Source organism: Mesorhizobium sp. ES1-6 (assembly GCF_020164775.1).
In the GTDB taxonomy this organism is placed as follows: Bacteria; Pseudomonadota; Alphaproteobacteria; order Rhizobiales; family Rhizobiaceae; genus Mesorhizobium.
Genome location: NZ_JAIUGU010000002.1, coordinates 177681 through 193061, shown reverse-complemented (window position 1 = coordinate 193061; position 15381 = coordinate 177681). Strand labels below are relative to the sequence as shown.

The 15381-nt window shown below is 62.1% G+C and carries 12 protein-coding genes; 7 read left to right on the top strand and 5 right to left on the bottom strand.

Going from position 1 to position 15381, the window contains the following annotated elements; translation table 11 throughout:
* Positions 1–48 precede the first annotated feature (48 nt).
* A complete protein-coding gene (locus LB564_RS05650; protein WP_127277877.1) occupies positions 49–726 on the bottom strand; it encodes an MIP family channel protein in 678 nt (225 codons plus the stop codon).
* Positions 727–1048: 322 nt separating this feature from the next.
* Here LB564_RS05650 and LB564_RS05645 point away from each other — a divergent pair, with 322 nt between their 5' ends.
* From LB564_RS05645 to LB564_RS05620, 6 genes are all read left to right on the top strand, one after another.
* On the top strand, positions 1049–2338 hold the full coding sequence (locus LB564_RS05645; RefSeq protein ID WP_224535754.1) for an RsmB/NOP family class I SAM-dependent RNA methyltransferase: 1290 nt from the start codon (positions 1049–1051) through the stop codon (positions 2336–2338).
* 36 nt (positions 2339–2374) lie between these two features.
* Positions 2375–2860, top strand: a complete 486-nt coding sequence (locus LB564_RS05640) for a TspO/MBR family protein (protein ID WP_411910214.1) — start codon at positions 2375–2377, stop codon at positions 2858–2860.
* Positions 2861–2958: 98 nt separating this feature from the next.
* On the top strand, positions 2959–3417 hold the full coding sequence (locus LB564_RS05635) for a PaaI family thioesterase (protein WP_023686843.1): 459 nt from the start codon (positions 2959–2961) through the stop codon (positions 3415–3417).
* Between the two features lie 93 nt (positions 3418–3510).
* Positions 3511–4179 (top strand): 5'-methylthioadenosine/S-adenosylhomocysteine nucleosidase, encoded by a 669-nt coding sequence (locus LB564_RS05630; RefSeq protein WP_224535750.1) that lies wholly within the window; start codon positions 3511–3513, stop codon positions 4177–4179.
* Positions 4180–4234: 55 nt separating this feature from the next.
* Positions 4235–5797 (top strand): glutamine-hydrolyzing GMP synthase, encoded by a 1563-nt coding sequence (gene guaA, locus LB564_RS05625; RefSeq protein ID WP_224535748.1) that lies wholly within the window; start codon positions 4235–4237, stop codon positions 5795–5797.
* A gap of 316 nt (positions 5798–6113) precedes the next feature.
* On the top strand, positions 6114–7370 hold the full coding sequence (locus LB564_RS05620; RefSeq protein ID WP_224535746.1) for a tyrosine-type recombinase/integrase: 1257 nt from the start codon (positions 6114–6116) through the stop codon (positions 7368–7370).
* Positions 7371–7436: 66 nt separating this feature from the next.
* Here LB564_RS05620 and LB564_RS05615 read toward each other — a convergent pair whose 3' ends face one another.
* Positions 7437–7721, bottom strand: coding sequence for a helix-turn-helix transcriptional regulator (locus LB564_RS05615; protein ID WP_224536664.1), 285 nt, complete (start codon positions 7719–7721; stop codon positions 7437–7439).
* 536 nt (positions 7722–8257) lie between these two features.
* Here LB564_RS05615 and LB564_RS05610 point away from each other — a divergent pair.
* A complete protein-coding gene (locus LB564_RS05610) occupies positions 8258–9799 on the top strand; it encodes a hypothetical protein (RefSeq protein ID WP_224535744.1) in 1542 nt (513 codons plus the stop codon).
* Positions 9800–9805: 6 nt separating this feature from the next.
* On the opposite strand, the gene LB564_RS05605 is transcribed toward LB564_RS05610, so the two are convergent.
* From LB564_RS05605 to LB564_RS05595, 3 genes are all read right to left on the bottom strand, one after another.
* The gene (locus LB564_RS05605) at positions 9806–12559 is read right to left on the bottom strand and encodes a hypothetical protein (RefSeq protein WP_224535742.1); all 2754 of its coding nucleotides are present in this window, start codon (positions 12557–12559) and stop codon (positions 9806–9808) included.
* A gap of 47 nt (positions 12560–12606) precedes the next feature.
* Complete coding sequence (locus LB564_RS05600; protein WP_224535740.1) at positions 12607–14064, bottom strand: hypothetical protein; 1458 nt, start codon at positions 14062–14064, stop codon at positions 12607–12609.
* A 522-nt stretch (positions 14065–14586) separates the two neighbouring features.
* Complete coding sequence (locus LB564_RS05595; protein WP_224535738.1) at positions 14587–14877, bottom strand: hypothetical protein; 291 nt, start codon at positions 14875–14877, stop codon at positions 14587–14589.
* Between the last annotated feature and the right edge of the window lie 504 nt (positions 14878–15381).

Below are 15381 nucleotides of genomic sequence, written 5' to 3'. Positions count from 1 at the left end.
AAAAGGCGCGGGCCACGGCCCGCGCCTTTTGCATTCAGGCTCTGGAAATCAATCCTTCTCGAAGACGCGCGCCTTGGCGACGACGCCGGCAATGGCGCCACCGATCAAAGGCGCGACGATGAACAGCCAGAGCTGGCTGAGCGCGGCACCGCCGGTAAACAGCGCCGGACCGATGGAGCGCGCCGGATTGACCGAGGTGCCGGTGACCGGGATCATGGCGAAGTGAATGCCGGCCAGCGTCAGGCCGATGACCAGCCCGGCAAAAGCCGTCGAGTGCTTCTCGGCGGTGACGCCAAGGATAACCGTGACGAAGGTGAAGGTGCCGATCAGCTCCCACAGGAACGCCGAGCTCATGCCCCATTTCGTCTCGTCCCAGCCATTGGCGCCGAAGCCGCCGGTGTGGCCACCGGCCTGGCCGGAAACGATGATCCACAACGCCAGCGAGGCGATGATGGCGCCGATGATCTGCGCGATCCAGTAGGGGATGACGTCCTTGGCCGGCAGCCGGCCGGCAAGGAAGACGCCGAGCGTCACCGCCGGATTGAGATGCGCGCCCGAAATCGGGCCGATCGCATAGGCCGCCGCGATGAGGCCGATGCCGAATGCCAGGCCGATGCCCTCCTGACCAAGCGGCAGCGCGCCGCCGAAGCCGCCCGTCACCACGGACGCCGTACCGATGAACACCAACAGAAATGTGCCTAGAACTTCCGCCAGATAAGTCTTCATTGCCCTCTCCTCGTGACGATTCGCCGGTCCACGGTTTCCGCGCCGCGAATCATGGCGACAAGAGTATTCCCAACCGAAAAACTTGGAAAGCAGAGCGGTTGCGCCACAAGCCGTGCTTGCAGTCCCCAGTTGCGAACATTAGAGACCTTTCATCTATTGATCGATCTGCTTTCGCCGACCGGGGAGATTTATTGGTCGGCTGAATCCGCTGGCGTGGTCGGCGGCGTCTCGGCGGTGTGCGATGGAGCGGGGTTCAATCCGGACGTGAAAGGCTCTAAGAGCAGGCCCTGGGATCAATGTGCTCGATTTGATGGAATGACGAATGCGACTGGGCGGACGGCTGGCTGCGGCCATCGAAGTGCTGGAGGACATCGGTCGGCGTCACCGGCCGGTGGCCGATGCGCTGAAGGATTGGGGCCTGTCACATCGCTTCGCCGGCGGTGGTGATCGCGCCGCGATCGGCAACATCGTCTACGACGCGCTGCGCCACAAACGCTCCGCCGGCTGGTTGCTGGGCGAAGACACGCCGCGCGCCATCGGCTTCGGGGCGCTGCTGCTCGAATGGAGCCAGACGGCGCAGTCGCTCAACGCCACGCTCGAAGGTGACAAGTTCGCGCCGCCGCTGCTCAGTGCCACGGAACTCCAGGCAATCGCCGAACGCCGGCTCGTCGACGCGCCGCCCGCCGTTCGCGCCGACATACCCGATTGGTGCGAACCGCTGTTCGAACGCGCCTTCGGCGAGACATGGGTCGAGGAGGGCGCCGCGCTGGCCACACGCCCGCCGCTCGACATCCGGGTCAACACGCTACAGGCCGATCGCGCCAAGGTGCTTGCCGAACTGGCCCAGACCGGTGCCAGCGCCGCGCGGATCGCGCCCTATGGCATCCGCATCCCGCCGATCGATGGCGACGGCAGGCATCCCAATGTCCAGGCCGAGCCGGGCTTCCAGAAGGGCTGGTTCGAGGTCCAGGACGAGGGGTCGCAGATCGCGGCGGCACTTGCCGGCGCGACGGCCGGCATGCAGGTGCTCGACTTCTGCGCCGGCGCCGGCGGCAAGACGCTGGCGCTGTCGGCGGCGATGGACAATCACGGTCAGATCTTTGCTCACGATGCCGAAAAGGCGCGGCTGGCGCCGATCTTCGACCGCATCCGCCGTTCGGAAAACCGAAATGTGCAGATCGCCATCAAGCCGGCCGAGCTTGCCCCGCTCGCCAACCACATGGACATCGTGCTGGTCGACGCGCCCTGCACCGGCAGCGGCACCTGGCGGCGGCGTCCCGACGCCAAATGGCGCCTGACGCAGAGACAGCTCGACGCCCGCAAGGGCGAGCAGTCGGCGATCCTCGATGCTGCGAAGGTCTATGTCAAACCTGGCGGCCTGCTGGTCTACATCACCTGCTCGGTGTTCGACGAGGAGAATGGCGAACAGGTCGCCGCGTTTCGCAATCGGCACGGCGGCTTTGCCCCGGTCGACCATCGCCAGCTTTGGGACAGCCATTTTCCAGGCAATGCCGCCGCGATGCGGATCGGTGCCCAAGGTGGCATTTCGCTCTCGCCGGCGCTGAGCGGCACCGACGGATTTTATTTCTGCGCCATGCGGCGGGCGAACTGACGCCGTTGACAGCTTGGGGCTGCGCCCCAGTTCGTGATGCGCGGCGTCGCGCCGCCATGGGGTAAAGTCTTGCAAAAATATCTGTCGCTTCTGCTTTTCCTCGTCCTCGTGCTGGGCGGGGGCCTTCTGATCGGCTACGCGACACTGCCGGGTGCCTGGTATGCATCGCTGGCCAAGCCTCCCTTCAATCCGCCCAATTGGGTTTTCGCGCCGGCCTGGACCCTGCTCTATGTGCTGATCGCGGTGGCCGGCTGGCGGACATGGCAGCGGGAGCCGTCGGGCACGGCGATGAAGATCTGGGGCGCCCAGCTCGTCCTGAATTTCCTGTGGTCGCCGACTTTCTTCGGCGCAAAAATGATGGGGCCGGCCCTGGTCGTCATCGTGCTTCTTCTCGCGAGCATCGTGCTGTTCATTGCGAACGTCTGGAACCGCGATCGGGCTTCCGGCGGGCTGTTCGCGCCCTACGCGGCATGGGTGGCGTTCGCCACTCTGCTCAACGCTTCGCTGCTCTGGTTGAACTAGGACGCCTCGATGTCGTTTTGTTGCAGTGCAGCAAAAGCATTTGCCTGCCGCTCATGCCTCTGCGATAAGCTTTCCCGGCAAACGTGAAGGCAATGGTGATGGCAGCGAAGATCGTACCGGCTCCAGACTATGAGGATCGCGTCAGGGCATCCTTCGCACGCCAGCAGGCGATGGCGACGATCGGCGCCGAACTGACATTGGTCACACCAGGCATCATCGAGATCGAGATGCCCTATTCGGCCGCACTGACCCAGCAGCACGGTTTCCTGCATGCCGGCGTCATCTCGACGGCGCTGGACTCGGCCTGCGGCTATGCGGCCTTCTCGCTGATGCCGGAAAATTCCGGCGTGCTGACCATCGAATTCAAGGTCAACCTTCTGGCGCCGGGCAGGGGCGAGCGCTTTCTGTTCCGCGGGTCGGTGACCAAGCCCGGCCGCACCATCATCGTTGCCGACGGCCAGGCCTATGCCTTCGCCGCCGACGGGGAGGCCAAGCTCATCGCCACCATGACCGGGACCATGATGACGGTGGTCGGCCGCGACGGCATAGCAGGGTGAGGAGCGGTCCGCGCAGCAGACCCCCAAATGGGCTTTTCGAGCGACGAACGCCCGGAGCCATTAACGAAGGGCCGGGACAGGGAGAAGCAGATCATGACCGGTAACGTCATGCGCATTGGCGGCAAGGATGTCCTCTTCGTCATGGCGGCGCAGGCCGAATATGGCCCGCATTTGCAGCGGCTGTTCACGCCGCTGATGACCGGCGTCGGCCCGGTCGAAGCGGGCGTCAGGCTCGGTGCCGAGCTCTCCTGGTTGAAATCGCAAAAGGCATTGCCCGATCTGGTGGTTTCGCTCGGCTCCGCCGGCAGCCGGACCCTGGAGCAGACCGAAATCTACCAGGCCATCTCGGTGAGCTATCGTGACATCGATGCCTCGCCGCTGGGCTTCGAGAAGGGCGCCACGCCGTTTCTCGACCTGCCGGCGACCGTACCGCTGCCGTTTCGTATTCCCGAAATCAAGCAGGCGACACTGTCGACCGGCGGCGCCATCATTACCGGCTCGGCGTACGAAGCGATCGCCGCAGACATGGTCGACATGGAAACCTTCGCCTGCTTGCGTGCCTGCCAGCTTTTCGACATCCCGCTCATCGGGCTGCGCGGCATTTCCGACGGCGCGGCTGATCTGAGGCACGTCGGCGACTGGACCGAATATCTGCACGTCATCGACGAAAAGCTGGCCGGCGCCGTCATGCGCCTCGAACAGGCGATCGGTTCGGGTTTGCAGCGGGCGGCTTCGGCCAACGATCAGGCCAGACCTGTCTGAAAGTCAGGCACCGCAACCCATTGCGCCGACTCGTTTCTTTCTCTAAACGCTCGCCATGACAACAGCCAATCACCCCGACACCGTCCTGATTGTCGATTTCGGCAGCCAGTTTACCCAGCTCATCGCCCGCCGCATCCGCGAGGCCGGCGTGTTTTCCGAGATCGTGCCGTTCCAGTCGGCCGAAGCCGCGTTCAAGCGCATCGATCCGAAAGCGGTGATCCTGTCCGGCGGCCCGGCCTCGACCGGTGATGTCGGCAGCCCGCGCGCGCCGCAGATCGTCTTCGACGCCGGCGTGCCGGTGCTCGGCATCTGCTATGGCCAGATGGCCATGTGCGTGCAAATGGGCGGCGTCGCCGAAAGCTCCAACCATCGCGAATTCGGCCGTGCCTTCGTCGAGATCGAGAAGGACAGCCCGCTGTTCGAGGGCCTGTGGGCGACCGGCCAGCGTCATCAGGTGTGGATGAGCCATGGCGACCGGGTCATCGCCCTGCCGCCGGGTTTTCAGGTGTTCGGCAAGTCGGAAAGCTCGCCCTTCGCCATGTTCGGCAATGTCGAGCGCAAAATGTACGGCATCATGTTCCACCCCGAGGTGGTGCACACGCCCGACGGCGCCAGGCTGCTGAGAAACTTCGTCCACAACATCGCCGGCATCGAAGGCGACTGGACGATGCGCGCCTACCGCGAACACGCGGTCGAGGCGATCCGCAAGCAGGTCGGCAAGGGCAAGGTCATCTGCGCGCTGTCGGGCGGTGTGGATTCCTCGGTCGCTGCCCTTCTGATCCACGAGGCGGTCGGCGATCAACTGACCTGTATCCTCGTCGACCATGGCCTGATGCGCAAGGACGAGGCGGCGGGCGTGGTGGCGATGTTCCGCCAGCACTACAACCTGCCGCTGATCCTGGTCGATGCCTCTGAAAAATTCATCTCGGCGCTGGAAGGCGAGTCGGACCCGGAAAAGAAGCGCAAGACCATCGGCCGGCTGTTCATCGAGGTGTTCGAGGACGAGGCGAAAAAGCTCGGCGGCGCCGACTTCCTGGCGCAGGGCACGCTCTATCCCGACGTCATCGAAAGCGTCTCCTTCACCGGCGGCCCGTCGGTGACCATCAAGTCGCACCACAATGTCGGCGGCCTGCCCGAGCGCATGAACATGCAACTGGTCGAGCCGCTGCGCGAACTGTTCAAGGACGAGGTGAGGGCGCTGGGCAAGGAGCTCGGCCTGCCCGAAAGCTTCATCGGCCGCCATCCGTTCCCGGGTCCCGGCCTCGCCATCCGCTGCCCGGGCGGCATCACGCGCGAAAAGCTGGAGATCCTGCGCGAGGCCGATGCCATCTATCTCGACGAGATACGCAAGGCCGGGCTTTACGATGCCATTTGGCAGGCCTTCGCCGTGCTGTTGCCGGTGCAGACCGTGGGCGTGATGGGCGATGGCCGCACCTACGAATTCGTCTGCGCGCTGCGCGCCGTCACTTCGGTCGACGGCATGACGGCTGATTTCTACCACTACGACATGGCATTCCTCGGCGCCGCCGCCACCCGCATCATCAATGAAGTGCGCGGCATCAACCGCGTGGTTTACGACGTGACGTCGAAGCCGCCGGGAACAATCGAGTGGGAATGATTTTACGGCCTTCGCGGCCTATCAGGAACTATCGCTAAATTCCACTAACAAGCTGATTTCACGCGATAATTTCATTCGGCGTCTATCGCTATCAATCGCAGGGCAACTTACCGTTTTGACGGTATTCCTGACGGTATGCGTCTGCTTGTCTCAACGCGAAAATCACGATACCGTCGGCCAATATCGGCCCTTGACGGTATTTTTTTGACGCTTAAGTAGCGGAAATTGCTGCTAAAAGTGACGTCGAGATGGTCAGATTTGAGCTGACGGTATTTTCGACCGCAGTTCGCACATTCTGAGCTCAACGGAGAGATCTGTGCTGACGGACACGGCGCTTAAGCACCTGAAACCAAAAGACAAAGATTACAAACTCGCTGACCGTGACGGCATGTATGTCGTCATCAAGACGTCGGGTCTGATAACCTTTCGTCTTGACTACCGCATCAATGGACGTCGTGAGACGCTGACGCTTGGGAAATACGGGCGGGACGGAGTCTCACTCGCCCGAGCCAGGGAGCTGTGCATAGACGCGCGCCAGGCCGTGGCGAACGGTATCTCGCCCGCTCAAGAGAAGCAGCGCGACAAGCGTCGCCTGAAAGAGGCCAAGAGTTTCGGTGAGTTCGCCACGCGCTGGTTCACGGAAGCGCAGATGGCGGACAGCACTCGTGCCATGCGCCGGGCGATCTTCGACCGTGACATCCTGCCGACATGGCAGAACCGCCTTCTGAAGGAGATCACGCCCGATGATCTGCGTTCACTTTGTGCCAAAGTGAAGGATCGTGGTGCTCCCGCAACTGCCATCCATGTGCGGGACATCGTCAAGCAGATTTATGGCTTCGCTATTTTGAATGGCGAGAGGGTTCCCAATCCGGCGGACGATGTCGGGCCGGCCTCAATCGCTACCTTCACGGCGAGAGATAGGGCGCTCTCGCCCGCAGAAATCCGGATCATGCTCAAACAGCTCGAGCATGTACCGACGCTGCCAACGATCCGCCTTGGATTGCGGTTGCTCCTTTTGACGATGGTGCGAAAGAGCGAGCTCCAGGATGCAGTCTGGGACGAGGTGGATTTCGAGAATGCACTCTGGTCCATCCCCAAGGAGAGGATGAAGCGCTCCAGACCGCACAACATCTATCTCTCACAACAGGCGCTGGACATCATGATTGCGTTGAAGACCTGTGCGGGAAATTCGCGCTACCTTTTGCCGTCGCGTTATGACGCCGATGCGCCGATGTCGCGCGCTACCTTCAATCGTGTCACGACCGCAGTCGTCTCGCGCGCCAGCAAGGAAGGTCTTCCGCTCGAGCCGTTCGCTGTTCATGACCTGCGTCGTACGGGCTCCACACTCCTGAACGAATTGGGCTTCAACCGGGACTGGATTGAGAAATGCCTGGCTCATGAGGAGGGACACTCGTCGCGTGGAGTCTACAACAAGGCCGAGTATGAGCATCAGCGTCGGCATATGCTGCAGGAGTGGGCCGACATCATCGACGCATGGGTTGAAGGCCGAAAGCATCAGCCGACGCTCTACCCGCCAAGCATGCAGCTGATCGCTCCAGAGGCTAGAATCTAGACGGCAGGATGTTCGGACAAGGCAATACCGCGTCACCAAAAGGCCTGAACCGTTGGCGGCGTACAGTTAACGTTTGACTGGACGGGTCTTGCGCTGGCGCACATCCGGCGGTGGCGCACGCTTGATCGTAGCCGAATTCGAAGCGCGCCGACGCTGCTCGATCCAGGCTTCGACTTCGGCCAGATTCCAGACCACGCAGCGCGGCGTCAGATAGAATCGTTGCGGAAATTCCCCCCGTTGTTCCATTTCGTAGATGGTCGTGTCGGCCAATGGTACGATCCTGCGCAGTTCGGGTCGCCGGATTGTCTGCTTCAGGGAGAGAGCGTTTGGATTGGCATCAGTTCCCGACATGCCATCCGGATAACCTGATGCATGCGAATGTGACCTGTCCACTTGCCTCTCCCGACTATGGTGACCATGCCAGATCACATGAAACTTTCGCCTCATGCTGGGGACGCAACACACGATAGGGAAGAGACAAAATCTGCCGGGCAAGCGGCGGACTGCCTTGGCCTGTAAAAAGGATGCTCAATTCAGGCTCGCGGCAGCACGATAAGGAACAGATCGGGTCTGGCTTTCGAAACTGCTAGTGGCTTGTTTCGAGACCGCCACTGCGCTCCCATACCCCCGCTTCGGTCGTGGTCGAGCCAGGAGAACCATTCAGACGCCCAAGCGGAAGCTGGTCATGCTCCAACAGTCCGTTCGGCCACTTACACACCAGACATGGCGATTGGAAGGATCCGTCACCCGACGAGCGTTTTTGTCCGATTCCACGACCCAATAGCGGTCGCGAGGCCTCCCCGGATCGGACGTCCTCCGTTATGTTCATCGGGCGTAACAACCGCAATCACTACATTTTTCGATCCTCCGGAAGACCTGCCTCGCCTATGGAACACCGCTTCACCCGCCAGGAACTCTATGACCGGGTCTGGTCAAAGCCGATGTCGCACATTGTTTCAGAGCTCGGGACAACCACGGGCGTATTGGGCACCCTGTTGCGTCGTGCGGGCATACCCACTCCGCCTGCTGGGTATTGGATGCGAAAGGACTTCGGGAAACCTGTCGTTCAGCAGCCATTGCCGCCGACGCCAGCGGAATGCACAGAACCTCTGCTTCTGGATACCGGGAGGCCACGCGCAATGCGCCGGCCCAGGCTGACAGAAGGGACGGCAACACCAAAAGCGGATCCGGTTCCAAAGCCTGACATCCCGGCACAACTGATCGAAGTGCCAGTGCCAATGCCGGCGCTGATCAAGCCGCGTCCGACACAACCGACTACGATAACGCGCGACGACCTATATAGCTCGGTCTGGACAACGCCGATGATTCGACTTGCTGAGCAGTTTGGCATCAGCGGCAACGGTCTCGCCAAGATTTGTGATCGGGAGAAGATCCCGTATCCGCCGCGGGGTTACTGGGCGAAGCTGGCCGTGGGCAGGGCACCGGCACAGCCTGCCTTGCCAGAATCTGGTGGCGCGCATGCGATCATCATTCGCCCGACACCGTTGCCGCCACCGCCAATTGATCTGCCACCGGAGGTGCAGCAGCTGGTAGACAAGGCCCGCGCCAGCGAGCCTGCTATAGATGTAAGCGAGCGTCTTTTGCGGCCTCATGGGGTTATCGCGGCCTGGCTCGCCGAGCACGAGGAGAAGAAGCAGCGAGCGCGCAGGGAGCGAGATCCGTGGAGTCGCAGTCTGTACGATCCGGGCGAGTTCACACAAAACGATCGCCGGAAGCACCGGATTCTGGACGCTCTGTTCAAGGCCATCGAACGTCATGGCGGCAGGGTCAAACAGGGAGACCGGCGCCAACTCTTTGCGGAGGTTCTGGGAGAAAAAGTCGAGTTCCAGGTTCGTGAGAAGCAAAAGCAGGAACGTCGGCCGCCAACGGCCGATGAAAAGCGATGGCGTTCGCCCGACGACAATCGCTGGAAGCAGGAGCTGGTTGCAACCGGACGTCTCGTCTTCGAGATCAAGACGTGGCAGTGGCCTGGCGGTTTACGGCGCCAATGGGTTGAGAGCGACAAACTGGCAATGGAGGATATGTTGCCTGACATCCTCACCACCTTCGTGGCTGCTGGGCCGTTGCTGGTTCAACAGCGAAAGGATCGGGAAGCCGCAGAGCGCGAGCGTCAGATCGCGGAACAACGCCGATATGAAGAGCAGCGACGGCGCAAGCGCGACGCGAACCGCTGGCGCTGCTTCAAGGAGATGGCACAAGACTGGCACGAGCTTGCCACCGTCCGCGATTTTCTCGTGACGCTTCGCTCGATGAATGTTGACCAGTCTGCCGAAATTGACGGGCGGAGCATTGAACAATGGATAGCGTGGGCTGAGGACTGGCTTACACGCGCTGATCCCACCACCGAGGGCGTTGACGGTATCTTCAGGCGGATAGGAGATATCAACGATTGGACCTATCACGATTGACACCATTCAAGCGCCGCTCCCGGCCAGGTCACCGATCCTTCTCCTGAGCCGATCGAGGCCTGGATCATCCTCCTCTAGGCCATCCAAGTCTTCCCGCGTGACCCGGACTACGTGCACGAACCGATCCGCTCGGCGCTCGGGCCAGCGAACACCAGCCTCCAGGTGCCAGCCATCACGTACCGAAGGACCTTCCGTCGCGGCCTCCCAGAGCCATTCCACGCGGCGCTCCAGCGGCGCTAGGTCGCGAAGCGGGTTCCAAGACCACCGGATTGAGTAGGAGCCGTCGCCGTTCTCGACAAGCAGCGCCATGAAGTAGCGACCTGCGTGCCGCTCGGCCTTCTCGCGCTCCAACTCCGACCAGTAAAGACGCTCGGCGGTCAAACTCTTCACCTCGACGTGCCATTCCTCCCCGGCTCGCGAAAGTAGGACGTCTGTCTCACGCAACTGATCGTCCCTGACGTTCGCCGTGCATGACCAAGAGGGATCTAGATTATAGGTGATTTGCTGCATGAGCCATGCCTCCGCGCGCATCCCCCGGGCCGCCGCCGTCTTGGCGACCTCGGCCGCTTCTCGTCCCGCCCCTTTTTTCTGCTCATCTTGATTGCGGCCGCCGCCGAACAGCTTCTTGCGGGTTAGACGACCCTTGGGCCGTCCTCCACCAGAGCGGCGGGCGTTCCCCTCGTTGCCGTTACCACCGTCGTCTGTCTGATTGATCCCATCGTCAACTCTGGGACCGTCCTCGCCCACTTCTCCGTCTTCGGTTCCGTCTTCATCGTCATCGAATGGATCGACATCCTGAACGTCGTCACCTTCGCTCTCTTCGTCGACACTCGATCGGGAAACGTCGGTTTCAGCTCCCTCCTCGGTCTCATCCTCTTCATCCTCGGCCCCGTCAAAGTCATTCATGGCCTCCTTGATCCGGTATCCCGGGATGCCGTCGTCGGCGAGGATGGCCGCGACCTCGTCGCGCCGCGCCTTGAGAACTTTCGCGAACCGGTACTTGAGGTCCGCCGCGTGGCCACCGAAGCCCTCAGCTAGCGCAGCCGCCACAGCTTCCCATTGATCGGGGGCCTGCAGGCTGATGAGCCACGCGGAGCCGTTATTGTAGCATGCCGAGCTCCTGTCAGCGAGCAGCTGACCCTCGATCGAGATGCGAAGGCGGAGGTCTTGAACAGCGATCAGGCGCGGAATGGATTTCATGGGCTGCGCCTTGGTCGCGCATATGGCGGCGAGCGCCCCCCGTCGGCCTGCCACCCTGCTTTCCAGGAATTTTGTCCGCCTGTCGGGAGCCGATTCATAGCTTGGCTCCACACCAAGTATCTCGGATGCGCGGCGCACGCCGAGCGCCTGGACCGCACCGATGCCTCGCTCGAGGTGTACCGGGAGAATCGCCTTTCCCAGCAGCCCGAGCCCGTTGAGCACCTCCTGGTTTTCGAAGCGGCCTTGGTCGATCCAAAGCGTGTCCGCCGACTTCTCTACGACCACCTCGTCCTGTTGTCCTGGCCGGATTGCCGCGACCCTAGTAATCTTCGACGTTCCGTTGGGCCGGTGTGCGGTGCGTAGGAGGGCATCGTAGAAATCGCGCACCGATTTCGGCGACGGGATCTCGCCGGCCTCGATGCTTGCGAGAACCTCGTCGGACCAGGCGCACCAGGTGGCCCAATCGGTCGGCAGGGAGCTGCGCACACCGAGACGGTCCACGAAGGCCGCCTTCAAGGCAGCGCGCCTCAAGGTATTGGTAGTGCCAACGTCGAGAATTGGCGTGATCCCCGGTACGCCCTTCCCGGGCCAGAAGAGTTCGTGAGGCGCCAGGCGGTCGCCCCGGCGCCCGCCGAAAGGCCGTTGGGGAAGGTACCGCTCCTGTCGCATCTGGTAGTTGGCAAACGAATTGAAGGGCATAGGCGCGTGGGTTCGGTCCGCGCTGTACACCTTGCGCCATCGGCCATAGAGCGGTGCCACCGCCGCGGACAGCGTCATCATGCAGGTCGCGACTTGTGAGGGTCCGAGGTGGTCAAGTGCAGCGGGGAAGTGCTCGATATACCATTCCTGGTTGATGTAGCTCAGGCCGTGTTCCGTCAGGGACTGCCGGAACCGGGAGTAGGCCGGATCGATCGGTAGCGAACCGTTTGGCGACACCAGCTGTATTTTGGGTTCCCAGGCCACGCCGAGAAACCGCAGCAGCGCCTTCCATCGCTTCAACCCGAACAGGAGGGTTGCCTGTCGGGATGCCCCGGCGACGTAGCGATCAGAAACCCCCTTGAAGTACATGGCAAGCTCCGGCGGCGCGCCCAGGTCGCGGTTCGCATACGCCTCGACTGCCGGTACCCAGCCATCCCTTGTCGGCACCCGCACAACGCTGGCCAGCGCAGCACGTACGCTCGTATCTTCGGGGTGCTCGACGTAGGCTCCTTGGGGGCCGAACTCCGGTACATCTACCCATTTCTCGATGAGCCCGAGAGCCTCGAAGCCGTGGGCTTCCCAATCCTCGTCGCCCCACGCTTCGAGCGTACCGACCAAGCAGCGCTTGAGCCAATCGTCTGGGGTTCGAAGCAGCCGGCCCTTAAGCAACGGCGCCCAGCGCGCGCTTGCAGCCGCGTCGTAGCCGTTCAGGAGCTCTTCGGCGTCTGGATGAAGCGTGTCGGCCGGTAGCCATGCAGGCCATTCCTCCGGCCGATGGCGGAGCAGGCTCGGCGCCTGATCCAGCGCACGGAAAGTCTCGCCCTCGGTCGGCCAAATCTGCGCATGCGCAAGCGTCTGCATGACCGTGTCCTGCTGCGTCGACGCGAGGCAACCCGTGTAGGCGATCCTCAGTGCACGGCCGCATCAAGGGTCAGTGCCCGCGTGCGGGAGAGAATCTCGGCGTAGTCAACCGGACGGAGCGGCTGAGCCTCGAATGCAGACCTCAGTTCGTCGAAGACGGGCGAGAGCGTCGGCACGGCAAGCTTCTTCTCGCGGCCCAGCTTCCGCGGCACGACACGATCGAGCTCGTGTTCCCAAACCCTGCATTCGGCGGGCTTCACGCTTCCGCCACCGATCACCGGGATGAACTCCGCTTCCGTCACCGTCCGCGCGATTGCCTGCTGGATCAGTCGATCCGGCCGCTTAACGCGGCCACTCTTCGACGCACGGACGATGTCGGTGAACAGCCTCACCACCGAGGTGGCTGGAACGTCCCGGATGACTTGGAGGACGAGGCCTTGAAGCTGCTCCCGGACCAAGTGATCGTTATCGTCAGCACGGATGCTGTTCCGGTTGCTCGTAAGGGCGAAGGAGCCATGCACGAGGAACCTGGTCGCGATGGTCTCATTCGTTGGGAAGAACACGTGTACCGGGATCTCCGCGGCGGCCGGCCCGGCAATCCCGTTGTCGAATGGCACTGCGATGGCCGCGCTCAGGCTCTTCGACTGCTCGGACGGAGCCGTGGCAAGAGCGCTCCAGATGCGCCACTCGCTAGAGATAGCAATGTCGCCTCGCACGATCGACAGCGTAGCCGGCGAGTTCCGAAGCGTCGTGCCACGTTGGCGCGCGACTGAAAGCCTCATCGTTTGCTGACCCTGCTGCTCCACGAGCACGGTGTCGAGGTGGCGACACAGAAGCAGAAAATGGGGATCGAGGGTTTCGAGTCTGGCCAAGATTGAATCCCTGCCCTTCGTCGACCGGAACGGCAGGCGGATGATGGTGGCATAGCCTGCACGGAGCAACTCGGCCGCCTCGCTGTCGCGCTCGATTTGATGTGGCAGCCTGAACGTCAGCCGGGGTGCATCGGTCTGGATCGCCTCCAACGCAACCTTGGATATTTCCGCGTCGAAGCCGAAGTTGAATGGGCCCGAATGGATGCTCGGACGGTCACTTATCTCCAGGACGGATTTGAAGCCCAGTCCCTTCGCGCCGATGAGGTCCGCCGAGCTCGTCCCAGTGGGGGCCAGCGCGTCGTCCGCATTCTGCAACAGCTCCCAGAGCGATCGCCCCGCATAGTCGCGGCTCGTCTCGTCCTCGTGGTTCGCATCCTCCTGAAGCTGGTCGCGATCGATCCGGTAGACCTCGAGACGCCGCTCTCGGATCGCGTCCACGAGTTTCCGGTCGGACACGTCGTCGAGCGTCTCTCCGAGTCCACGGACGGCCTTGGCGCTCAAGTTCTCGCGACAAACGGATATGACGCCGCGGCGGTCGAAGCGCCGGCCGTGGTTGGCCACGTACAATGCATCATCGGTGATGCGGAAAAGAAGCGCTCGCGGGCGGCCCTCTGTCGTCCACGGTGGGCTCATGCAACTCCTCCTCGGAGCGCGCCGAACTCTCGGTCCAAGCGCATCTTGGTTGCAGCAGGGCCGTCGACTTCCGCCGCCGTAAGCCCAATGCGCAGGGTGGCGTTGCTGATGCCCAGAAGAAGTGACTGGTAGAGTGGCACGCCACCATTCGGAAGCCCGACCGGATCGAGTTCACGCTTTGCCGTTCGTCCGTTCCATTCCGGTAGAAGCACCATCTCACCCACGCCCCGTCCAATGGTTAGCCTTCATCCCGCCATTATAATAGTCATCAAACGCTCCAGAGGTGAGGAGGAGACTCCGGTTGACTGCTATTTCCCAGCGCGGCTTGCAATACTGCTTTCGTTCGTGCCCACCCCGTTTTTGTCGATTCCACGCTTGTCTTTATTGCTGGTGCAGACAACCTCGGCGCTACCAATAGCGCGGGAACATTGGATATTCGAGCAGGAACTCCGAACGGCACTTGAGGATAACCGAATGGCAATGTGAGGCTCTTCTAGCTGGACGGGCCATCGTCCGCCGCTACTATGCGTGCCCGTCTGTTTCGCTCTCCTCATCGATGGTACGCAGCGGCAGATAGGTGTTTGTCTCCAGCCACTCGCGCAATACAATCTGAATGAGGTCCGATCGACCCACCTTCATCTCGGCAGCTACAGCATTGAGTGCATCCTCCGTCGCCGGCTCCAGAGACACGCCGGCGACATTCCTGAGCATCAACGCAGCACGACGGAGGATGATCTGCAGATCCGGCCGCGATACGTCCGCAATGCGATCCGCGGCGCTCTCGAGCTCTTCAGCAAAGGATGTCCGGGTCATTGTCGCGAGGCGCGCCGTTCTCTACGCCTTTCTGCTTTTTCCAGTTCAAAGGCGATGTAGGCAGTAGCGCGTTCGATCGCCAGCTTCGTGTTTTCGCGCTGTCGCTCCAGCTCGTCCGGCGGGTAGTACACCTCGGGGACAGCTGCAGTGCCTGTAGCGGCCGTCGACAGCGGTTTCCATTCCTCTGCACCGGCGCGGGGCCTTTGAGCCAGCCGCAGTCTTGCGAGCGTCAGCGCAGATGCAATAAGCGAATTTCGCATCCGGTCAGGATTGCGGAAACCGCGGGCAGGCGCAAGCCGGTTTCCCAGGGGAATGCCTTGTCGATTTCAACAATGGAAGGAGGCCAGCGCGGTCCGGGAGCGGGATTTCCTGACTCCGCTGACGAGAGGGCATCAGATTCGCGCCTCAACCGTAGCGGCGATGCCGGTGATGCGTGATTGGCAGAGAGGCTGACAACAAGGTACCCATGCAATGCCAGGCGATACCAGTGCCCGCGAACCTATG